The organism is Pseudomonas sp. MSSRFD41 (assembly GCF_014230245.1).
Taxonomy (GTDB): domain Bacteria; phylum Pseudomonadota; class Gammaproteobacteria; order Pseudomonadales; family Pseudomonadaceae; genus Aquipseudomonas; species Aquipseudomonas piscis.
Window position 1 is genome coordinate 30,492 of sequence record NZ_JACKZK010000003.1, and the last position, 18,662, is coordinate 49,153.

At 62.6% G+C, this 18,662-nt stretch carries 26 protein-coding genes; 21 read left to right on the forward strand and 5 right to left on the reverse strand.

Translation table 11 applies throughout. The features are described 5' to 3' along the window. Nucleotides 1-2: 2 nt before the first annotated feature. The 16 genes from H7A76_RS06955 to recX all read left to right on the forward strand — a co-directional run bounded on the left by H7A76_RS06955 (nt 3) and on the right by recX (nt 10,730). Nucleotides 3-434, forward strand: a complete 432-nt coding sequence (locus tag H7A76_RS06955; protein WP_185697830.1) for a phage tail assembly chaperone — start codon at nt 3-5, stop codon at nt 432-434. Between the two features lie 97 nt (nt 435-531). Further along, nucleotides 532-735, forward strand: a complete 204-nt coding sequence (locus H7A76_RS06960; protein ID WP_185697831.1) for a hypothetical protein — start codon at nt 532-534, stop codon at nt 733-735. A 2-nt stretch (nt 736-737) separates the two neighbouring features. Further along, a complete protein-coding gene (locus H7A76_RS06965; RefSeq protein ID WP_185697832.1) occupies nt 738-1,904 on the forward strand; it encodes a phage tail protein in 1,167 nt (388 codons plus the stop codon). Next, nucleotides 1,904-2,410 (forward strand): phage major tail tube protein, encoded by a 507-nt coding sequence (locus H7A76_RS06970; protein WP_068580522.1) that lies wholly within the window; start codon nt 1,904-1,906, stop codon nt 2,408-2,410. Before H7A76_RS06965 ends, H7A76_RS06970 begins: the two co-directional genes overlap by 1 nt. A 248-nt stretch (nt 2,411-2,658) precedes the next feature. Next, nucleotides 2,659-3,228 (forward strand): phage tail assembly protein, encoded by a 570-nt coding sequence (locus H7A76_RS06975; protein WP_185697833.1) that lies wholly within the window; start codon nt 2,659-2,661, stop codon nt 3,226-3,228. Beyond that, nucleotides 3,225-3,350 carry a hypothetical protein gene (locus tag H7A76_RS32280; protein ID WP_022642640.1) on the forward strand — a complete coding sequence of 42 codons (126 nt, stop codon included), beginning with the start codon at nt 3,225-3,227 and terminating at the stop codon, nt 3,348-3,350. Before H7A76_RS06975 ends, H7A76_RS32280 begins: the two co-directional genes overlap by 4 nt. A 6-nt stretch (nt 3,351-3,356) precedes the next feature. Further along, nucleotides 3,357-5,693 (forward strand): phage tail tape measure protein, encoded by a 2,337-nt coding sequence (locus H7A76_RS06980; protein WP_185697834.1) that lies wholly within the window; start codon nt 3,357-3,359, stop codon nt 5,691-5,693. Next, entirely contained in the window at nt 5,693-6,076 is a 384-nt protein-coding gene (locus tag H7A76_RS06985) for a phage tail protein (protein WP_185697835.1), read from the forward strand. Before H7A76_RS06980 ends, H7A76_RS06985 begins: the two co-directional genes overlap by 1 nt. Further along, the gene (locus H7A76_RS06990) at nt 6,069-6,281 is read left to right on the forward strand and encodes a tail protein X (protein WP_185697836.1); all 213 of its coding nucleotides are present in this window, start codon (nt 6,069-6,071) and stop codon (nt 6,279-6,281) included. The genes H7A76_RS06985 and H7A76_RS06990 overlap by 8 nt, the downstream gene beginning before the upstream one ends. A gap of 9 nt (nt 6,282-6,290) precedes the next feature. Beyond that, complete coding sequence (locus tag H7A76_RS06995) at nt 6,291-7,301, forward strand: contractile injection system protein, VgrG/Pvc8 family (protein ID WP_185697837.1); 1,011 nt, start codon at nt 6,291-6,293, stop codon at nt 7,299-7,301. Between the two features lie 64 nt (nt 7,302-7,365). Further along, nucleotides 7,366-7,551, forward strand: a complete 186-nt coding sequence (locus H7A76_RS07000) for a Com family DNA-binding transcriptional regulator (RefSeq protein WP_185697838.1) — start codon at nt 7,366-7,368, stop codon at nt 7,549-7,551. Between the two features lie 209 nt (nt 7,552-7,760). After that, a complete protein-coding gene (locus H7A76_RS07005; protein ID WP_022642646.1) occupies nt 7,761-7,943 on the forward strand; it encodes a hypothetical protein in 183 nt (60 codons plus the stop codon). A 197-nt stretch (nt 7,944-8,140) separates the two neighbouring features. Beyond that, entirely contained in the window at nt 8,141-8,503 is a 363-nt protein-coding gene (locus tag H7A76_RS07010; protein WP_185697839.1) for a hypothetical protein, read from the forward strand. 114 nt (nt 8,504-8,617) lie between these two features. Then, complete coding sequence (locus H7A76_RS07015) at nt 8,618-9,118, forward strand: CinA family protein (protein ID WP_185697840.1); 501 nt, start codon at nt 8,618-8,620, stop codon at nt 9,116-9,118. Between the two features lie 83 nt (nt 9,119-9,201). Further along, nucleotides 9,202-10,254 (forward strand): recombinase RecA, encoded by a 1,053-nt coding sequence (recA, locus tag H7A76_RS07020; protein ID WP_068580539.1) that lies wholly within the window; start codon nt 9,202-9,204, stop codon nt 10,252-10,254. A gap of 8 nt (nt 10,255-10,262) precedes the next feature. After that, a complete protein-coding gene (gene recX, locus H7A76_RS07025) occupies nt 10,263-10,730 on the forward strand; it encodes a recombination regulator RecX (protein ID WP_185697841.1) in 468 nt (155 codons plus the stop codon). Nucleotides 10,731-10,770: 40 nt separating this feature from the next. Here the strand turns inward: recX and H7A76_RS07030 are convergent, their stop codons facing one another. Continuing rightward, a complete protein-coding gene (locus H7A76_RS07030) occupies nt 10,771-11,889 on the reverse strand; it encodes a TIGR00730 family Rossman fold protein (protein ID WP_185697842.1) in 1,119 nt (372 codons plus the stop codon). Between the two features lie 451 nt (nt 11,890-12,340). Here H7A76_RS07030 and H7A76_RS07035 point away from each other — a divergent pair, with 451 nt between their 5' ends. Next, nucleotides 12,341-12,535, forward strand: coding sequence for a hypothetical protein (locus H7A76_RS07035; RefSeq protein WP_185697843.1), 195 nt, complete (start codon nt 12,341-12,343; stop codon nt 12,533-12,535). On the opposite strand, the gene H7A76_RS07040 is transcribed toward H7A76_RS07035, so the two are convergent. After that, nucleotides 12,536-12,961, reverse strand: a complete 426-nt coding sequence (locus H7A76_RS07040) for a quorum-sensing-regulated virulence factor family protein (RefSeq protein WP_185697844.1) — start codon at nt 12,959-12,961, stop codon at nt 12,536-12,538. 189 nt (nt 12,962-13,150) lie between these two features. On the opposite strand from H7A76_RS07040, the gene H7A76_RS07045 reads away from it, so the two are divergent. Beyond that, entirely contained in the window at nt 13,151-13,861 is a 711-nt protein-coding gene (locus tag H7A76_RS07045; RefSeq protein WP_185697845.1) for a tRNA-uridine aminocarboxypropyltransferase, read from the forward strand. Here H7A76_RS07045 and H7A76_RS07050 read toward each other — a convergent pair. Beyond that, nucleotides 13,845-14,753, reverse strand: a complete 909-nt coding sequence (locus tag H7A76_RS07050) for a DMT family transporter (RefSeq protein ID WP_185697846.1) — start codon at nt 14,751-14,753, stop codon at nt 13,845-13,847. The two genes, H7A76_RS07045 and H7A76_RS07050, sit on opposite strands and share 17 nt — an antisense overlap. A 233-nt stretch (nt 14,754-14,986) precedes the next feature. Between H7A76_RS07050 and erdR the strand changes: the two genes are divergently transcribed. Continuing rightward, nucleotides 14,987-15,637, forward strand: a complete 651-nt coding sequence (erdR, locus tag H7A76_RS07055; RefSeq protein ID WP_185697847.1) for a response regulator transcription factor ErdR — start codon at nt 14,987-14,989, stop codon at nt 15,635-15,637. Between the two features lie 68 nt (nt 15,638-15,705). After that, a complete protein-coding gene (locus H7A76_RS07060) occupies nt 15,706-16,074 on the forward strand; it encodes a diacylglycerol kinase (RefSeq protein ID WP_176719838.1) in 369 nt (122 codons plus the stop codon). Here H7A76_RS07060 and H7A76_RS07065 read toward each other — a convergent pair. Then, complete coding sequence (locus H7A76_RS07065) at nt 16,071-16,997, reverse strand: LysR family transcriptional regulator (protein WP_185697848.1); 927 nt, start codon at nt 16,995-16,997, stop codon at nt 16,071-16,073. The two genes, H7A76_RS07060 and H7A76_RS07065, sit on opposite strands and share 4 nt — an antisense overlap. A 119-nt stretch (nt 16,998-17,116) precedes the next feature. Between H7A76_RS07065 and fpr the strand changes: the two genes are divergently transcribed. Continuing rightward, entirely contained in the window at nt 17,117-17,896 is a 780-nt protein-coding gene (gene fpr, locus H7A76_RS07070; protein WP_016966062.1) for a ferredoxin-NADP reductase, read from the forward strand. A gap of 69 nt (nt 17,897-17,965) precedes the next feature. Here the strand turns inward: fpr and tsaA are convergent, their stop codons facing one another. Further along, nucleotides 17,966-18,661, reverse strand: coding sequence for a tRNA (N6-threonylcarbamoyladenosine(37)-N6)-methyltransferase TrmO (gene tsaA / locus H7A76_RS07075; RefSeq protein WP_185697849.1), 696 nt, complete (start codon nt 18,659-18,661; stop codon nt 17,966-17,968). Nucleotide 18,662: the final 1 nt, after the last annotated feature.

The window sequence follows — 18,662 nt, forward strand, 5'->3', positions numbered from 1 at the left end:
TGATGAAATTCAGTCCCAGTAACAATCAGTTTTTCCCCGAGGACTTCGGCTATCAGGATCACGCTATTCCCGATGATGCAGTCGAGGTTCCTGAAGAGGATTTCATCGCTGCCATGCAGCGAGCGCCGGGAGCCACGCTGGCGCTGGAGCATGGTCGGGTGGTGATACTGCCAGCTTCCACTGAAGAACCGGCCGAACACTCCGCCGCGCTGGAGCGTTTCTGGCGGTCGCAGCAGCTTATGCGCACCGACAACCTGGTTGCTCGTCATCGTGACGAGCTTGAGAGAGCGGATAAGACCACGCTGTCCGCCGAGCGCTATTCAGCATTGCAGAGCTATCGGCAAGCCCTTCGCCAATGGCCCCAGTCGGGAAGGTTTCCGTTGAGCGAGCATCGTCCCTCCGCTCCGTCCTGGTTGGCTGACGCCATTCAATGAACGCCCCGCTTGCCCCGGGGCGTTTTCTTTTCCTCTTTGCTGCACCCACTCACTGCCCCGCTTATCCCGGGGCTTTTTCATGTATGGAGACATTCACATGGCTATCCGCCAGAAATACACCGTGCTCGTGCCATTTCCCACCGGTGGTGGGCACTGGTCGAGCGTCGGCGAAGAACTCGACCTGCTCGATGTCCAGGCCAGCGCGCTGCACAGTGCCGGGCGCCTGGAGCTGACCAGCGTCCTTGCGGCGCAGACCCCATCCACCAAGGCCGCCAAGGCCGCGACCAAGAAGGCTGACTGACCATGGCTGAGGTTTTGAACTTCGAGCACAACGGCATCACCGTCAATGCCAGCGAATCCCCCGAGGCCATGGGTGGCCTGGGCGACAACGTCATCGGCCTGGTGGGCACCGCGCCCAACGCCCATGCCTCGCTGGCCAAGAACACGCCGATCCGCATCAGCAACTTCAGCACCCAGGCGTTGCTGGACCCTACCGGCGCCGAGGCCGGCACGCTGTTCCAGGCGGTGCTGCAGATCCTCAAGGTGGTCAAGGTGCCGGTCTACGTGGTGATCGTCGACGAGGGCGCGACCCCGGCCGACACCTTGAACAACGTGATCGGCGGCGACGAGGCGGTGACCGGGCGCAAGCTGGGCCTGGCGGCCCTGAGCAGCGTGCCCGAGGACCTGACCATCATCGGCGCCCCGGGCTTCACCGGCAGCAAGGCGGTGGCCGGTGAGTTCGCCGCGTTCGGCAAGCGCATCAAGGCGCGGGTGGTGCTCGATGGCAAGGATGCCTCGGTGGCCGACCAGGTGGCGTACAGCAAGGAACTGGGCGGCGCCGACCTGGGCTTCGACCGCTGCCTGGTGGTGCACAACCTGCCGGCGGTGTACTCCAAGGCGGCCAAGGCCAATGTGTTCCTGGCCCCATCGAGCCTGGCCATCGCGGCCCTGGCCAAGGTCAAGCAGTGGGAGAGTCCGGGCAACCAGGTGACCTTCGCCGAAGATGTTTCGCGCAGCGTGGAATACAACATCCTCGACACCTCCACTGAGGGCGACCTGCTCAACCGCCATGGCATCAGCTACTACGCACGCACCGTGCTGGGCGGCTTCTCGCTGCTGGGCAACCGCTCCATCACCGGCAAGTTCATCAGCTACGTCGGCCTGGAGGACGCCATCAGCCGCAAGCTGGTCAAGGCCGGGCAGAAGGCCATGGCCAAGAACCTGACCAAGTCGTTCATGGACCAGGAGGTCAAGCGCATCAACGACTGGCTGCAGACCCTGGTGGCCGACGAGACCATCCCGGGCGGCAAGGTCTACCTGCACCCCGAGCTCAACAGCGTCGAGAAGTACAAGAACGGTACCTGGTACGTGGTCATCGACTACGGCCGCTACGCGCCGAACGAGCACATGATTTATCAACTCAATGCCCGCGATGAAATCATCGAGCAGTTCCTGGAGGACGTTCTCTAATGTTTACCAACCGAGTCAGACAGGCCATCGCGGCCACCCTGCAAGGCCTGCCGCTGTCGGCGACGGTGGAGGAGTTCACGCCACCGAAGATCGAGTTCGAGATGCAGGAAATGCGTGGCGGGCGTTTCATCGGCGAGGAAATGGCCAAGGGCGGCAAGGTCCTGGGGGCCAAGCTGGTGCTGCAAGGCGCAGGTCCGGAAATCATGCTGGCCCTGGGCGTCAGCGTGGGTGACGACATTCTGCTCAACGTCCGGGAAGCCGGGCAGGACCAGGACGGCAACACCTACTTCATCTACCACACCGTGGGCGGCAAGCTGAAGTCGCTGGAAGAGGCCCCGCTGAAGATGGGCGAGCAGCCCAAGACCACCCTGGAATTGAGCTGCCGCACCTACAACCGCCTGGAAAACGGCGTGCCGGTGATCGACGTCGATGTGCGCACCCAGAAGTTCATGCTCAACGGGGTCGACATCCTCGGCGCGGCGCGGCGTGCGGTGTTGCTGCCCTAAACGGCGCGACCCTTCCTTGCCAATGCCGGTCAGTCAAGCGCGGTGATCCCCTGCAGGAGCAGCCAGTCGACGCTCGATTGCTCGCGAGGGGCGTTAAGCCAGTGGATGAACCCAGCACCCTGAAGTCCATCGCGGGCAAGCCTCGCTCCTACAAGTTCCCCAACTGATCGGCATTGCCCTTTCATGCCTCCGGTGCCTGAGCTGTTCTGCCGCCGACGGCGTTTTTGTTTTTCCAAGGAATTGATCTCATGTCCTGGACACCTCCGGTCCATGTGCTGCTGGCGCCGATTACCGGCGACGATGGCAGTACCCTTGAGCGGATCACGCTCAAGCCTTTGTTCTACGCTGCGCAAAAAGAAGCCCTGGCCCGTGCCGGGGATGATGAAGACGATCAGTTCTTCGCCCTGGCCAAGCTCGCCACGGGGCTGTCCGACAAGGAGCTGGACCAGCTCAAGCGTCCGGACTACGTGAGCATTGCCCAGTACGTACACGATATGTCGACCCGTCCAACTTCCTACTTCCTGGAGCAGGACGAGCAGGCCGACCCGGACCAGGTACCGCTGCTGTTGCCGCTGGACCTGGCCGGCCAGGGCCGGACGTCGCTGACCCTGGAGATGCCAGCGCTGCGCGCGACCAAGGTGATGAAGAAACTCGCGACGCCCAAGGAACGGGCCGAGTTCATCACCGCCCATTGCACCGGTCTGATGATCCCGGACCTGGCCATGCTGACCGTGCCGGACTGGACCCAGTTGCAGGTGCGCATCGACGATTTTTTAAACCAACCGGCGGACTTCTTTCGCAGCGCGACATCGAAGTGATCCTCGATGTGGTGCCGCTGATCTACTCGGTGACCGAGGCCGAGATCCTGGAGTGGGACGCCGGCAAGGCCATGCGTCGCTACGACATAGCGATGACCCGCCTGGGCCTGAACAAGGAGTAGCGTGCGATGGCACAAGGTAATTTTTCCCTGAGGTTCGCCACGGTGCAGCAGGCTGGCGGATTGTCCGCCGATGTCACTGCGACGTTGCAGTGGTCGGCCCCGCTGCCGGAGCGCGATGGCGCCCTTGGCGGCGGGCTCAGGCAGCTGGTTCGCGGGCAGGAACGACTGCTGGCGGTGATCGAATCCCTCAGGGGCGTGCTGGTCTCCCAGCGTTCGTTGCTGATGACCCTCAATGACCGCCAGGTCCTGGCCGCACCTGCTGCGACGCAGCCAGCCAAGGCCTCGGTGCTGGACAACACGCCCCTGAGCCATCTCAAGCCGGCCATCGGCCTGGATACCGCGATGGTGGAGCTCAAGCGGGTGCTGCCGCTGACCGCCGAGCAGCAGCGGCAGATGGTGGAGCAGCACATCAAGCTGGCCAACGAACCCCTGGTGGCGCCCTCCGGTGCCACGGCCACCGACCTGGTGCGGGTCGGGCTGGCGGCGGCCAGGGCCGGGGTCGGCGTCGAGGGTTCGGGCGCTTCGGCCCAGTACCAGCCGCAGCAGGTGCTGGACTTTGCCCGGGATGCGGCGCTGGTCGGCTCCGGCCTGGAGTTGAAGGTCAAGCAGGCGGGGGACTTGCTGTTGGGCTGGCGCAGTGCGATGCAGCTCGACCGCGGCCAACGCCTGGACCTGGCCGATGCCACCCAGCACTTGGGCAGCGGGCTCAAGGTCTCGGCGGCGGACATCGGTTCGATCCTCGGCCGTTATGGCGGTAACGCGGTGGCCGCGGGCATGACCCCGGAACAAGCGGCCGCGCTGCTGGCCGCCTTGCTCAATTCGGGGGTCGACCAGGCCAGTGCCGGAGTGGCATTGGCCCAGTTCAGCCAGGCCCTGGTCCAGGGTGACAAGGCCTCGCCGGAGCAGCTTGCGGCCTGGCGTGAGCTCAAGCTCGATCCACGAGCCGTGGCTCGCGATATGCAAACCCAGGCGCCGCAGACGATCCAGGCGGTGCTCGCGGCGTTGCAGGCACGACCGGCCGAACGCCAGGGCGCCATCGCCGCGCAGCTGTTCGCCGACAATGGGGCTTTGCAGGCGCTGTTGCCACGCCTGGACGGGCTGGCCCAGGCCTTTGCCCTGGTGGCGGACAAGCCGCAGTACGCCAGCTCGCTGCGCGATGGCCAGGGGGCGGTGGCCAAGGCTGCCCAGGAGGCTGCGCAAACGCCCCAGGCCCAGTGGAACCGCCTCGATGCCCAGGTCGATGGCTTCAAGAGCTCCGTGGGTTCGGCGGTGCTGGCCGACTACGGCAGTTCGTTGACCGGCGCTGGTGCGGTGCTGCAGAAGTTCGGCGAACTGGCGCAGATGTTCCCTCATGTGGCCGCTGCCCTGGCGATCTCGGTGGCTGCGGTTTCGGCGCTGGTGAAGCTCAAGGGCCTCTACACCGATGTCAGTGACCTGTTCTCGTTGGGCAAGAAGCCTCGCGGGCCCCAACCTCCGGCGGGAGGGGCGGGTGGCGGTGCTATTCGCTCACGGCTGGGGCCGGTGTTCTCGCGCTTGACCAGCACGCTGTCGAACCTGGCTGGCAGGAGCGCGGTAGCCGTGCAAGCGGCGGGCAGGGGACTGGGCGCGGCGGTGTCTGGCCTCGGGACCCGGTTGGCCACGGTGACCCGGCAGGCTTCTGCCCGGGTGGCTGCCAGCGCCGGGCAGCTGTCATCGCGGTTGGGAACAGCGATGTCCGGGTTGGCCACCCGAGCGGCGGCCATGGGCCGCCTGGCCGCTGAGCGGGTGGGTTCCACGGTGGGCCGGCGTTTTTCCGGCAAGGCCCCGCGACTTTCCGCAGGGGCCGGAGGCAAGCTGATGGGCAAGCTGTTCCGTCCCTTGAGCCTGATCGAGGCTGGAGTCGACCTGGTCCAGGGCTGGCGCGCGGGTGACTCCGGCAAGGTCGGGGCCGCCGTGGGTTCGCTCGGCGGTGGCCTGGCGGGCACATATGCCGGGGCCAGCGCCGGAGCGGCGATCGGCACGCTGATCTTCCCCGGTGTCGGTACTGCCATCGGTGGCCTGCTGGGTGGCGCCCTGGGCGGCCTGGCCGGCGGCGAGGCCGGTGCCTGGCTCGGTGACAAGCTTGGCCGCCAGGCGGACCGCCTGGCCGCGCCGGCAGCGGTCAGCCAGAACCTGGCGGCAGCCCAGGCCGACAACCGACAGATCAACTTTGCCCCGGTGGTGCATATCCACGGCCAGGACCAGGCCAGCGCCCAGCAACTGGCCGACCGGGTGGTGCAGCAACTGCAAGCGCAGTGGCTGCCGCTGATGGGCGATTCACTGGCCGTGCGGCGTGGCGCGGCGTTGACCGATGGAGTGGCGTGATGAAACAGCAGATGGCATTGGGAGAATTCATCTTCGGCCTGTCCCGCAGCTTTGCCTATGACGCCCTGGTGCGTACCACCGATGGGGGCTGGAAGCCCTTGAACATCCTGGTGAGCAAACCGCGCACCAACCAGGGCGGGCAGGGCCTGGAAACCTTGAAGATCACCGGCAAGGCCATGTACGGCGTGGCCATGGCGCGCCTCGACGAGTTGCGCGCCTTGCAGGCCCGCCGTGTGCCACTGCCGTTGATCGACGGCGTGGGGCGCAACTGGGGGCGCTGGGTGATCAAGAGCGTCACCGAAACCCAGAGTTCGGTCATCGACGACGGTACGGCGATGCTGATCGATTGGGTGGTGGATCTGGAGGAGTTCGCCAATGCGTAGGGCTCGAAGCATCGCCGGCGATTCGGCGAACCTGTTGCTGTACCGCGAATTGGCCCGCAGCGACGACGAGGTCGAGGAGGCGTTCTGGCGTCTCAATCCCGGGCTCGCGGAGTTGGGGCCTGTGTTGCCGGCCGGAGTCTGGGTACTGCTGCCGGAAGTGGCAGCGCGGCCGCGGGCGCTGGCGCCGGTTTCGGCCTGGGATTGAGGAGGCCACATGACACTTGGATTTACACCGGTGGTGGAGATCTACGGCGCCAACTCGGAGCTGATCATGCAGCGCTTGCTGGATTGGCAGCATGTGGATGCCGCGGGCATCGAGTCCGACCAGCTCCAACTGACCCTGGACATCGAGGGCCTGGAGGGCCTGCCGAGCCTGGGCGGGAAGATCGGCTTGCGGGTCGGCTATCGGGAAACCGGGTTGGTGGACAAGGGCTTGTTCGTGGTGAACCAGCGCACCCCGTTGCTGTTTCCCATGCGCTTGAAGCTGGTGGCCACCGCCGCGCCCTTCGGCGCGGCCGATGAGAGTGGTTTCCGCCAGCGTCGCAGTGCCAGCCATGGACCCACGACCCTCGGCGCGCTGTTTCGCCAACTGGTCAGCCGCCATGGTTTTTCACCCAGGGTGGCTGCGGAGCTCGAAGGCAAGGTCATCGAGCACATCGACCAGTCCAACGAAACCGACATGGGCTTCCTGACGCGCCTGGCCCGGCGCTACGACGCGGTCACCAAGCCGATCAACGGCCTTTATGTGCTGGCCCGCAGCGGCCAGGTCAAGTCCCTCTCGGGCAAGCCGCTGGAAGATGTGACGCTGAGCGTGACCCGTGACAATCGCCCGGGGGACCGGGCCTTCATCACTGCCTCGCTCGACGAGACGGCACGGATGAAGTACGGCGGTTGCATCACCGCCTGGTGGGATGGTGCGGCGGGCCAGGAGCGGCGGGTGAGCCTGGGACTCAAGCCGTTCAAGACCTTGCGCCAGCGGTATCAGAGCGAGGTCGAGGCACGGGCAGCGGCGGAAGGCGAGATACGCAAGCTGGAGCGGGCGGCGCGCAAGGTCAACATCGATTGCCCGGGCAATCCCGCCCTGGCGGCCGAAGGCTTGCTGTTGCTGGATTCAAGCTGGCCGGGGTTCATGCAGGGGCGCTGGTCGATCGACAAGGTGACGGCCAGCGGCAGCCGTGAACAGAGCTATCGCTGCCTGGTCAGCGCCAGTTGCCTGGGCGCCTAGGTGGCGGGGTGGCTCGCAGCCCGGCTCTTGTGGGCTGGGCGGTTGAAATCGAAGGAATTGCAAGATGCTCAAAGAATGCAGGTGCGGTAGTTGTAAACGACTGCTCGCCCGGGTGGGCGAGTTCACGGAGCTCCAGATCAAGTGCTCGCGTTGCGGCACCTTGAATCATGTGAAGGGCTTGAACCTCGGGCGAGCGCCTGGCATGGGGACGGCGGCCACCACGGAACAGGGGGCGTTCGAGCCCGGTTGAGCCTTCTCTCATCATCATGCGCCTTGGTGCGGCCGCGCCAGGGTGGTGACGAATGCTGTTTCCCAAGGCCCGTCGGCAGGGGAGTAGCTAGCTCTTTTGCACCGTAAACGGTCGGCAGGGCAGAGATCTGCCGGGTGGTTGGCCGGGTGCAAAAAACTTCCCGGACAAGGGTGTCCGGGGAGACATTCAAATAGTAAGGAGAAACAAAAATGGCTGAGAAATACATTTCGGTGACCGCGGTGAACGGTCAGGCGGCGCTGGTTTCCGTAGGCAGCGTTTCCAAGGTGATCGACCAGGGCAACTACCGGGTGATCTACCAGGGCTCGGACACCAACAACTACCAGGTCACCAATACCCTGGCGTCGTTGAAAGTGGCGCTGAACGCGGTGTAGGTGCTGTGGCAGGCAGCATTGCGTGAAGCTTGGGAACTTCGTGCGATTGCCTTCGAGCGGCATGGATACGGAGTCTTCATGGGACACGCAATGCCCTGCATCGCGCACGAGCCAGAGAGCCTGGAGCTCCCCTCATCGCCCTCGAGCGACGCTTCTTGCGCAATCCTGCGCAGGACAATCGACTTCAAGGTGAAAAAATGGAAGCAGTTCCAGTGGGTAACCACTTCGTATCGATCTATCCGATTCCGGCCGGCATCACCACCATCGTGGATCCGGCCAAGAATACCCATGGCGTCACCCTTCGCACGGGGTACATCGCGCCATCCAACGGCGCTGTCGACCTCTACTGTGGCCAGGTGGCGCCGACAATGCCCGGCGACAGGACCGTGCCCATCATTTTCTCGGGCAATGGCAACAGCGCCGCCGGGTCGCATTCGGAAGTCGTGTTGCCCTATCCACTGTTCATTCCTGCGGGTAAAGGGCTGTGGCTGGGTACTTCGGTGCCTGCCAGCACCCCACGACCCGCTGGCATTGCCCTAACCTGGGATTTCCTGGGTTGATCTGCCCCAGGGCCCTGGCCTCACGAGGGTTGAGGGCCCTGGGACGGCGTGTCACTTGCAAGCCATGGGGCCTGGTGTAGGTTAGGCACATGCCCGCCTCATCAGGAGATCAATGTGAAAGAAATCACCCAGCTTGCCGCGGAACTTGGCCGTCGCCTGCAGGTTCTCAATGCCCACGTCAGTACGGCGGAGTCTTGTACGGGCGGCGGGATCGCCGAGGCCATCACCCGGGTGCCGGGCAGCTCGGCCTGGTTCGAGGCCGGCTACGTGACCTATTCCAATCGCCAGAAGACCGAGCAATTGGGAGTGCCCACGGGGCTTTTCGAGTCGGTGGGAGCCGTCAGCCGCGAAGTGGTGGAGGCCATGGTCCGTGGCGCCCAGGCTCGCAGCCATGCGCGTTTCGCCGTGGCGGTCAGTGGCATCGCCGGACCGGATGGCGGCTCGCCGCAAAAGCCGGTGGGCACCGTATGGCTGGCCTGGGGCGTGGGCGAGCGACAGGTGAGCGAGTGCCGGCACTTCCCCGGCAACCGCGATGAAGTCCGCCGACAAACGGTGAAGGCCGCCCTAGAGGGGCTGCTGCAACATGCGGCGGCAGAAATCGCAAATCAGGGGTAGGCGATCTGCGAACGCTGTGGAATAATACTGGCTACTTATACAGGTGTTGGCCGTCAGGCCTTATTGATTACGTGAGGACTTTAATGGACGACAACAAGAAGAAAGCCTTGGCTGCGGCCCTGGGTCAGATCGAACGTCAATTCGGCAAGGGTGCCGTAATGCGTATGGGCGATCATGACCGCCAGGCGATCCCGGCCATTTCCACTGGCTCTCTGGGTCTGGACATCGCTCTGGGCATTGGCGGCCTGCCGAAAGGCCGTATCGTTGAAATCTACGGTCCTGAGTCGTCCGGTAAAACTACCCTGACCCTGTCGGTCATCGCCCAGGCACAGAAAGCCGGCGCTACCTGCGCGTTCGTCGACGCCGAGCATGCCCTGGACCCGGAATACGCTGGCAAGCTGGGCGTCAATGTCGACGACCTGCTGGTTTCCCAGCCGGATACCGGCGAGCAGGCCCTGGAAATCACCGACATGCTGGTGCGTTCCAATGCGGTTGACGTGATCATCGTCGACTCCGTGGCGGCCCTGGTACCCAAGGCCGAGATCGAAGGCGAGATGGGCGACATGCACGTGGGCTTGCAAGCCCGCCTGATGTCCCAGGCGCTGCGCAAGATCACCGGTAACATCAAGAACGCCAACTGCCTGGTTATCTTCATCAACCAGATCCGTATGAAGATCGGCGTGATGTTCGGTAGCCCGGAAACCACCACCGGTGGTAACGCCCTGAAGTTCTACGCTTCCGTTCGTCTCGACATCCGCCGTACCGGCGCGGTGAAGGAAGGCGACGAGGTGGTGGGCAGCGAAACTCGGGTCAAGATCGTCAAGAACAAGGTGGCTCCACCTTTCCGCCAGGCCGAGTTCCAGATCCTCTACGGCAAGGGCATCTACCTCAACGGCGAGATCATCGACCTGGGCGTGCTGCATGGCTTCCTGGAGAAATCCGGTGCCTGGTACAGCTACCAGGGCAACAAGATCGGCCAGGGCAAGGCCAACTCGGCCAAGTTCCTGCAGGACAACCCGGAAATCGGCAACGCGTTGGAGAAGCAGATCCGCGACAAGCTGTTGAGCGGTTCGCCGGACCTCAAGTCCAACCCGGTCAAAGAGACCGAAGACGACATGGCCGACGCTGACTTCTGATTGGCCCCATGATCGCCGTACTCGATACCCTCGTCGCGGTGCGGCGAGCTGCAATGGACCTGCTCGCGCGACGCGAGCATGGTCGAGTCGAGCTGACGCGCAAGTTGCGTCAGCGCGGCGCCTCTCCTGAAATGATCGACACTGCTCTCGACCGCTTGACGGAAGAGGGTTTGTTGTCCGAATCCCGCTATCTCGAAAGCTTCATTTCCTACCGTGCCCGCTCGGGCTACGGGCCTATGCGCATCCGTGAAGAGCTTGGCCAGCGTGGTTTGCAACGCAGTGATATCGAACTTGCCTTGCGTGAGTGCGGAATCGACTGGCAGGAGCAACTACGGGATGTCTGGCAGCGCAAGTTCGCCGGGCAGCTACCAGCCGATGCCCGGGAGCGTGCCCGCCAAGGACGTTTCCTGGCATACCGTGGATACCCCGTGGAAATGATCAATCGCGTGTTGAGCCGTCGCGGCCTGGATGATTGAGAGCTTGCCCGCCGCATGAAGCAGCGGGCGAGGGTGTCGATCAGTTGGCCTTGCTGGTTTCCCTTTCTCGTGGTGCGGCCTTGGCTTGTTGCCTGGACCAGTTTTCCGGCCGGTTGATGAAGTCGATAAGCTCGCGCAGGCGGCCATTGTCACGGGCATTGAAAGCGAACGACAGCCGCGCCAGATGGCTGAATTGCACGTCGTCCTGCTCTTCGGCGCTGTAGGCATGCTGGTGGAACTGGCCGCTCAGGCACAGGTCGGCGAACTCCTTGTGCATCCTCTGCAGTGCCTGCTCATTGAGGTTGTGGTTCATGCGGATGACGAACTGCTGCTTGAGCCAGCGACTGGAGTGGAAGTTGGCATAGAACTGCTGGATTTCCTGTACCGCTTCTTCGGTGCTGTGCACCAGGCGCATCAGCTTCATGTCACTGGGCAGGATGTAGCGATTGGCTTCCAGTTGGTTCTGGATGAAATCCAGGGCGCCTTGCCAGAACTGCCCTCCGGGAGTGTCCAGCAACACCACGGGTACCAGCGGGCTCTTGCCGGTCTGGATCAGGGTCAACACTTCGAGGGCTTCATCGAGAGTGCCGAAGCCGCCGGGGCACAGCACCAGGGCGTCGGCTTCCTTGACGAAGAACAGCTTGCGGGTGAAGAAGAAGTGGAATGACAGCAGGTTTTCGGTACCGCCAACGGTTGGGTTGGCGTGCTGTTCGAAGGGTAGGGTGATGTTGAAGCCCAGGCTGTGTTCCAATCCGGCACCATCGTGGGCCGCGGCCATGATGCCGCCGCCGGCTCCGGTGATGACCATCAGGTCAGAGCGAGCCAGGGCCGCCCCCAGTTCCCTGGCCATGGCATACAGCGGATGTTCGCTGGGCGTACGGGCCGAGCCGAACACCGTTACCTTGCGCCGGCCCTTGAATTGCTCGAGCACCCTGAAGGCGTGCTCCAGTTCCCGTAGGGCCTGCAAGGTGATCTTGGCGTTCCAGCGGTTGAGGTCCTCTTCGGCCATGCGCAGCACGGTAAGGACCATATCGCGATAAAGAGGGATGTTCGGGCTGTTGGGGGCAATCAGGGTAAGTTGCTTTTCGACCTGGCTCGTGAAGTCGATGCCATTGCTTTGAAAGTGGCGGGCCAGCAGCTCATTCGTTTGGTAGGGCATTCAGCTTCTCCTTCTGCACAGAACCTGATGCACGCCCGGCATGTACCAGCGCGCCACGACACTGCCTGTGTCGCCGTCTGCCAGGCTGGCGGCCTGGGCAGTTCTTCGAGCCGGTCACGACTGGCGATTGTGGGGCGTGGCCGGCTCGCCCTCAGAGGTCCTGCTTTCCTTTATTTGAGAAAAACGTGCACTGCAAGACGCGGTTGACGGCCTCCTGAACCGCCGTGGGCAATCATCGGGAATCTCTTAACATGGCTCGATCATGTGCCCATGAAGTCTTGGCTGGCAACTGCTTCTTGCTGATTTTTCAGCTGTGCGCGCCGCTTATCAGAAGAAGCGGCAGCGCTTGCAGGCTCTGATTTACTAAGTGGTAGCGCATGATCTGGAAGCGAGTCCGGGGCGAGGTTTGCATGGTTTTTGTCGGCATCGGCCAGGCGCATGGAGGCAATGGATGACCACGGTCACGCTGGATATCGATCCGCAGCTCTACCAAGTATTACAGGAAGCCGCGGCAGCCCATCGATTGAGCCTGGAGGAGGAGTGTCGCCGTCGTTTGGCGGGAGAGGAACGGCCTTCGCCTTATTTGCAGGCTCTGGTGGCGGAGTTGCGCGCCGACGATCAGCAGCGGCGCGCAGCCCACGATTGATCATTTCTTCTTTGGGGCGCCTTGTGATGGGCAGTCCGATTCCTGGAAGCGCGCGGAGGCCACCGGGCGATTGGTCCGGTTCTCGGTGAACTCGTAACGCATGACCGCGCCCTTGGCCATCAGTTTGCGATAATTAGGGTTGCGGCAGACGCTGGCTCCCAGTTGCAGGTAGACGGCCTTGGGGTTGGCGCGCATTTGCGCGGCGTGGGCAGCCTGGACGCTCAAGTGGTTGATCAACTCCTTGCCGTCGACGGTGTACCCTTGGTCAAGGATGTTTTCGTTGATTTCCCGGGGAGTGCCGATGTTGCTTTCCGCTGCGACCTTCTCCAGCATCTTGCTCAGTTCGAATTCTTGCAGCGACGCCGCCTGGGCACCCAGGGGCAGGGCCAGCAGAAGGGCGACGGTAGGAATGGTAAAGCGCAACATGAAACTCTCCTGGTGCAGTGACTGATGTTTCGACCCGTCACTCGACTGTGCGTTCAGTGGCGTCGGATTATAGGTGCAGAGTCAGGAAGGCGGTACAGGTTTGCATAGATAGCTCTGATAAACTTGCGCGACTTTTCCTCTTCGAGTCATTTTTGTGTCGATTCCCCCCTCTTGCCGGTGTGGCCAGCGATGAGCCATGCGGTTTCCCGTCTACGCGACCAGCGTATGGCTCGCGTGCTCAAGCCTTTTGTCGCCCGTGGTTCCCGGGCTGAACGCTGCCCGCGTTGCCGGGTGATCCCCAGCCATTGCCTGTGTGCCTGGCGACCCAAGGTCACGGCCGACTCGGCCATGTGCCTGGTGATGCACGATGTCGAACCGCTCAAACCGAGCAATACCGGCTGGCTGATCGCCGACGTGGTTGCCGACACTTCGGCGTTTCACTGGTCGCGCACCGAGGTGGATCCACAGTTGCTGGCGCTTCTGGCCGATCCGCAATGGCAGCCGTATATCGTGTTTCCGGGGGAGTTCGTGGCGCCGCAGCGGGTGGTTACCGAGGTCCGGCGCCAGGAGGGCAAGCGTCCCCTGTTCATCCTGCTGGACGCCACCTGGAGCGAAGCTCGCAAGATGTTCCGCAAGAGCCCGTACCTGGAACATCTGCCGGTGCTGAGCCTTTCGTCCGAGCGGCTTTCACGTTACAAGCTGCGCCGCTCCAAGCGCGACGATCACTTTTGTACGGCGGAGGTGGCGGCGTTATGCCTGGAGCTGGCCGGCGACGAGCAGGTCAGCCAGGTACTGGATGCCTATCTCGATGTGTTCAGCACCCACTACCTGTCGGCGAAATTCCAGAAGGCGATCGATCCGGACGACGAGGTCCATGCCCGGCTCAAGCCTTTTGTGTAGTCCCGGCGTTTATTTTTGGGACCAGGGGCCAGAGTTGCGCCACCAGCATTCCCATGAGCATCAGGGCGCAGCCGATGTAGCCGCGCATTTGCAGTGATTCATCCAGCAGCCAGGCTCCGGCAATGGCTGCGAATACCGCTTCCAGGGACAAGATGATGGCTGCATGGGAGGCAATGGCGTCTTTCTGTGCGATCACCTGCAAGGTATAGCCGATGCTGACGGCAACCACTCCACCATAAAGAATGGCTGGCCCGGCGCTGATTATGGCAGGCCAATGGATTGGCTCCAGGCACAACGCAAGGACCAGGCTCGCCACCGAGCAGGTGGCGAACTGCAGGAAGGCCAGGCGAATCGGATCGTGACGACTGGCAAAGAGACCCACCAGGATCACATGTCCGCCCCAGACGAAAGCGCCGATCAGTTGCAGCCAGTCGCCCGGCGCGACATGGAAATTGTCGCCGACACTCAACAGGAACATGCCCAGCACGGCCAGTACCGCGCCAAGCCAGGTACCCAGCCCGGTCCGCTGGCCGATCAGCAAGCCCAGCAGTGGCACTACAATGACATACAGTCCAGTGATGAATCCGGCATTGGTGACGCTGGTGAACATCAGCCCGACTTGTTGCAGGTTGATCCCCAGGGCGAGCGCCAGGCCCATGAGCACGCCCCCCAGCAGCAGGCCTCGGGTGAGCATGGGTTCGGGTGGTCGGTCGTGGGGCGGGCGGCGCAGCACCAGGGGTAGCAGGCATAGCGATCCAAGGGCAAAACGCAGGCCGGAATAAAGGAAGGGGCCGATGTGATTCATGCCGGAGGTTTGTGCGACAAAGGCCGAGCCCCAGATCACTGCGGTGACCAGCATCAGGGCGTCGGCACGCAAGGCTTGGCTGCGCATGATGGCTCTCTTATTAGTTAGCTGGCCAAGATGCCGCAAAGCTTCGAACTTGACCACCCCGGCTTCGCTGGGCATGCTTGGCGCCGGTTAGGGCGCCAGCGCTGTTTGAACCGCCGTTTTACTCAGGCTTTTCGCGGCGTTCGTGCTCTTTGGGTGCCGCATTCTGGCGAGCCCCGTGCTTTGGTGAGGATTGAATGCATCAGTCCTGCCATGAAAACAGGATCATCTGAAAAATGGCCACATACGACATCCTGATTGCCGATGACCACCCGCTTTTTCGCAGTGCGCTGCACCAGGCCGTTACCTTGGGCCTGGGTTCCGACGTGCGCCTGGTTGAAGTGGCGAGCATCGCCGAACTGGAAACCCGCCTTACCGAAAAAGCCGATTGGGACCTGGTCCTCCTGGACCTGAACATGCCCGGCGCCTATGGCTTTTCCGGACTGGTGCTACTGCGAGGCCAGTACCCGCAGATTCCGGTTGTGATGGTCTCGGCCCAGGAAGAAGCATCCGTCATGGTCCGCTCCCGCGAGTTCGGTGCCAGTGGCTTCATTCCCAAGTCCAGCTCCCTGGAGGTTATCCAGCAAGCCGTGCGCAGCGTGCTGGATGGTGATGTCTGGTGGCCGCCGCAAGCCTTCGAAGAAGTCAGCGTCTCGGAAGAGGCCAAGGCAGCCAGCGAAGGCCTGGCGAGCCTGACACCCCAGCAGTTCCGGGTTCTGACCATGGTGTGCGAAGGCTTGCTGAACAAGCAGATCGCTTATGAGCTGAATGTGTCGGAGGCGACGATCAAGGCCCATGTGACCGCGATCTTCCGCAAACTGGGCGTTCGTACCCGGACTCAGGCGGCGCTGCTCTTGCAACAACTTGAGTCAATTTCCGGTCATTGATCGGCGGTTCGTTCACGCTTTTTTGACTTTTGTTGAACTAGTTTCCTCACTCCTTCTTTTCAGTTGCTCTGCTTATGTCGCCTTTCAAAGGTCAAACCGGTCTTAAACGTATCCTCAATGCCGCAGGCTATTCCTTCGACGGCTTGCGCGCGGCTTTCACAGGCGAGGCGGCCTTTCGGCAGCTGGTACTGCTCAATGTGATCCTCGTCCCCCTGAGCTTCTTGCTCAACGTCAGTCGGGTCGAGCGGGCGTTGTTGATCGCCGTGTGCCTGCTGGCGCTGATCGTCGAGCTGCTCAACTCGGCGGTGGAGGCGGCCATCGACCGGATTTCCCTGGATCGCCATCCGTTGTCGAAGAACGCCAAGGATATGGGCAGCGCCGCGCAGTTCGTCGCCCTGAGCATGATCACCATCGTCTGGGCGGTGATCCTGATCTAGGGAATGCTTGGCAGCACTATCTCGTCGCTGCGTCGCACGCCTGCCGTGAACGAACGGCACAGTTCCAGGAACTCACGCATGGCCGAAGTCTGGTATTTCTGCTTGTGCCAGATGAAATAGAACTGCCTGGCCAGGTCCAGGCCCGGTGTCTCCACCGGTACCAGGCTGCCGCGACGAAACGCATCGCGCAGCGCCAGCCTTGAGATGCAGCCAATCCCCAATCCCGACTCCACGGCGCGCTTGATGGCCTCGGTGTGTTCGAGCTCCAGGCGAATGTTCAACGCACTACGGTGGTGACGCATGGCCTGGTCGAAGGTCAACCGTGTTCCCGAACCCTGTTCGCGAAGGATCCAGGCTTCGCGAGTCAGTTCCTCCATGGTGGCGTGGCCACGTTTGGCCAGCGGATGTTGCGGTGCGCAGAACACCACCAGCTCGTCCTCGACCCAGCTTTGCACTTCGATGTCCGGGTGATTGCAGTCGCCCTCGATTAGACCCAGATCAATTTCGTAGTGGGCGACCTGTTGCACGATGTGCGCAGTGTTTTGCACATGGAGCTTGACCTGGCTTTCGGGGTGCACCTGCATGAAGCTGCCGATCAGCAAGGTCGCCAGGTAATTGCCGATGGTCAGGGTCGCGCCCACCGACAGCGAGCCGAAACCTGACTTGCCATTGAGCAGGTCTTCGATTTCCTTGGCCTGGTCCAGCAGTGCCACGGCTTGAGGCAGCAATTGCTTGCCCAGGGCGTTGAGACTCAGGCGTTTGCCGGCCCGATCGAACAACTGGCAGCTGGACTGGCGCTCGAGTTCGGTGATCGAGGTACTCGCTGCCGATTGCGACAGGGCAAGGAGTCCGGCGGCCCGGGAGACGCTCTCTTGCTGGGCGACGGCGACGAAAACCTGGAGTTGACGGAGAGTGAATCGCATATCTATATAACCGATAACCCTTATCTTAATAATCCAGTTAACAGATATTGTCGCTGCCATTAGAATGCTGTGCAATTGCGCTCATGGTCGGCGCAGGCAATTTCTAGGAGTCCCTGTACATGAGCAACATGAACCACGAGCGTGTCCTCAGTGTTCATCACTGGAACGACACTCTGTTCAGCTTCAAGTGCACCCGCGATCCGGGCCTGCGCTTCGAGAACGGTCAGTTCGTGATGATCGGCCTGCAACAGCCCAACGGCCGTCCGCTTATGCGTGCTTACTCCATTGCCAGCCCGAACTGGGAAGAGCATCTCGAATTCTTCAGCATCAAGGTTCCCGACGGTCCGCTGACCTCCCAGCTGCAGCACCTGAAGGAAGGCGACGAGATCATCATCAGCAAGAAACCAACCGGAACCCTGGTACTGGACGACCTGAAGCCTGGCAAGCACCTCTATCTGCTCAGCACCGGTACCGGCCTGGCACCGTTCATGAGCGTGATCCAGGATCCGGAAACCTACGAGCGTTTCGAAAAAGTGATCCTGTGCCACGGCGTACGCTACGTCAATGAAGTCGCTTACCGCGAGTTCATCACCGAGCACCTGCCGCAGAACGAGTTCTTCGGCGAGGCCCTGCGCGAGAAGCTGATCTACTACCCCACCGTGACTCGCGAACCGTTCGAGAACGAAGGCCGCCTGACCGACCTGATGCGCAGCGGCAAGCTGTTCCGCGACATCGGCCTGCCGCCGATCAACCCTCAGGACGACCGCGCCATGCTGTGCGGTAGCCCGAGCATGCTGGAAGAAACCAGTGAAGTGCTCAACAGCTTCGGCCTGACCGTGTCGCCGCGCATGCGCGAGCCGGGTGACTACCTGATCGAGCGCGCCTTCGTCGAGAAATAAGCGTCTCGCATCCTGCAAAAAGCCCGCGTTGCCTGTGAAGGCAGCGCGGGCTTTTTTGTTTGCGCAGGATCAGTTGGCCGGCACCACTGCCAATACCCGGATCAGTCCGGGCTCGGGGTAATGCCAGCGCACGTCCAGGTCCCAGAACTGGGCACCGTACTCGCGTTCCGGGCTGGGCACCTGATAGGCCGGACGAGGGTTCTGGGCCAGGCACTGCTCGATCAGTTCCAGCAATGGCTCCTGCAGGCGCAAGGCGTGCAGCCGTGCTTGTTCCAGGGCCTGGGGTTGCCATTGCACCGGAATGAGCAGCGGCGCGGTGCTGGCGATTTGATTGCTGGCCCCGGTGACGATGTCGGCATAAGGCACGTAGGGCTTGATGTCGAGGATGGGCGTGCCATCGAGCAGGTCGATGCCGGAAATCCACAGGCGATCCGCCTCGACCCGGTCCAGCTTGACCACCGACTGGCCGATGCCGTTGGGCCTGTGGGTGGCCCGGGTGGCGAAGACGCCCATGGACTTGTTGCCTCCCAGGCGTGGCGGACGCACCTTGAGTCGTGGCTTGTCCTCCAGGGCCTGGTGGAAGAGGAACAGCAGCCAGACATGGCTGACCTGCTCCAGCCCCTGGATTGCGTCGCCCTGGTCGAAAGGTGGCACCAGCTCCAGCACACCGCGGGCGGCGGGTGCCAGTTGCGGCTGGCGCGGGATGGCGAACTTCTCCTTGAAACAGGAACGCACGAAGCCGATGGGGGAGACGCTGTAGGTCATG

Bases quoted from the DNA above. Each gene is read 5' to 3' on its own strand.
- H7A76_RS06955 (WP_185697830.1), top strand. From the start codon at position 3: ATGAAATTCAGTCCCAGTAACAATCAGTTTTTCCCCGAGGACTTCGGC.
- H7A76_RS06960 (WP_185697831.1), top strand. From the start codon at position 532: ATGGCTATCCGCCAGAAATACACCGTGCTCGTGCCATTTCCCACCGGT.
- H7A76_RS06965 (WP_185697832.1), top strand. From the start codon at position 738: ATGGCTGAGGTTTTGAACTTCGAGCACAACGGCATCACCGTCAATGCC.
- H7A76_RS06970 (WP_068580522.1), top strand. From the start codon at position 1,904: ATGTTTACCAACCGAGTCAGACAGGCCATCGCGGCCACCCTGCAAGGC.
- H7A76_RS06975 (WP_185697833.1), top strand. From the start codon at position 2,659: ATGTCCTGGACACCTCCGGTCCATGTGCTGCTGGCGCCGATTACCGGC.
- H7A76_RS06980 (WP_185697834.1), top strand. From the start codon at position 3,357: ATGGCACAAGGTAATTTTTCCCTGAGGTTCGCCACGGTGCAGCAGGCT.
- H7A76_RS06985 (WP_185697835.1), top strand. From the start codon at position 5,693: ATGAAACAGCAGATGGCATTGGGAGAATTCATCTTCGGCCTGTCCCGC.
- H7A76_RS06990 (WP_185697836.1), top strand. From the start codon at position 6,069: ATGCGTAGGGCTCGAAGCATCGCCGGCGATTCGGCGAACCTGTTGCTG.
- H7A76_RS06995 (WP_185697837.1), top strand. From the start codon at position 6,291: ATGACACTTGGATTTACACCGGTGGTGGAGATCTACGGCGCCAACTCG.
- H7A76_RS07000 (WP_185697838.1), top strand. From the start codon at position 7,366: ATGCTCAAAGAATGCAGGTGCGGTAGTTGTAAACGACTGCTCGCCCGG.
- H7A76_RS07005 (WP_022642646.1), top strand. From the start codon at position 7,761: ATGGCTGAGAAATACATTTCGGTGACCGCGGTGAACGGTCAGGCGGCG.
- H7A76_RS07010 (WP_185697839.1), top strand. From the start codon at position 8,141: ATGGAAGCAGTTCCAGTGGGTAACCACTTCGTATCGATCTATCCGATT.
- recA (WP_068580539.1), top strand. From the start codon at position 9,202: ATGGACGACAACAAGAAGAAAGCCTTGGCTGCGGCCCTGGGTCAGATC.
- recX (WP_185697841.1), top strand. From the start codon at position 10,263: ATGATCGCCGTACTCGATACCCTCGTCGCGGTGCGGCGAGCTGCAATG.
- H7A76_RS07030 (WP_185697842.1), bottom strand. From the start codon at position 11,889: ATGCCCTACCAAACGAATGAGCTGCTGGCCCGCCACTTTCAAAGCAAT.
- H7A76_RS07035 (WP_185697843.1), top strand. From the start codon at position 12,341: ATGACCACGGTCACGCTGGATATCGATCCGCAGCTCTACCAAGTATTA.
- H7A76_RS07040 (WP_185697844.1), bottom strand. From the start codon at position 12,961: ATGTTGCGCTTTACCATTCCTACCGTCGCCCTTCTGCTGGCCCTGCCC.
- H7A76_RS07045 (WP_185697845.1), top strand. From the start codon at position 13,151: ATGAGCCATGCGGTTTCCCGTCTACGCGACCAGCGTATGGCTCGCGTG.
- H7A76_RS07050 (WP_185697846.1), bottom strand. From the start codon at position 14,753: ATGCGCAGCCAAGCCTTGCGTGCCGACGCCCTGATGCTGGTCACCGCA.
- erdR (WP_185697847.1), top strand. From the start codon at position 14,987: ATGGCCACATACGACATCCTGATTGCCGATGACCACCCGCTTTTTCGC.
- H7A76_RS07065 (WP_185697848.1), bottom strand. From the start codon at position 16,997: ATGCGATTCACTCTCCGTCAACTCCAGGTTTTCGTCGCCGTCGCCCAG.
- fpr (WP_016966062.1), top strand. From the start codon at position 17,117: ATGAGCAACATGAACCACGAGCGTGTCCTCAGTGTTCATCACTGGAAC.
- tsaA (WP_185697849.1), bottom strand. From the start codon at position 18,661: ATGACCTACAGCGTCTCCCCCATCGGCTTCGTGCGTTCCTGTTTCAAG.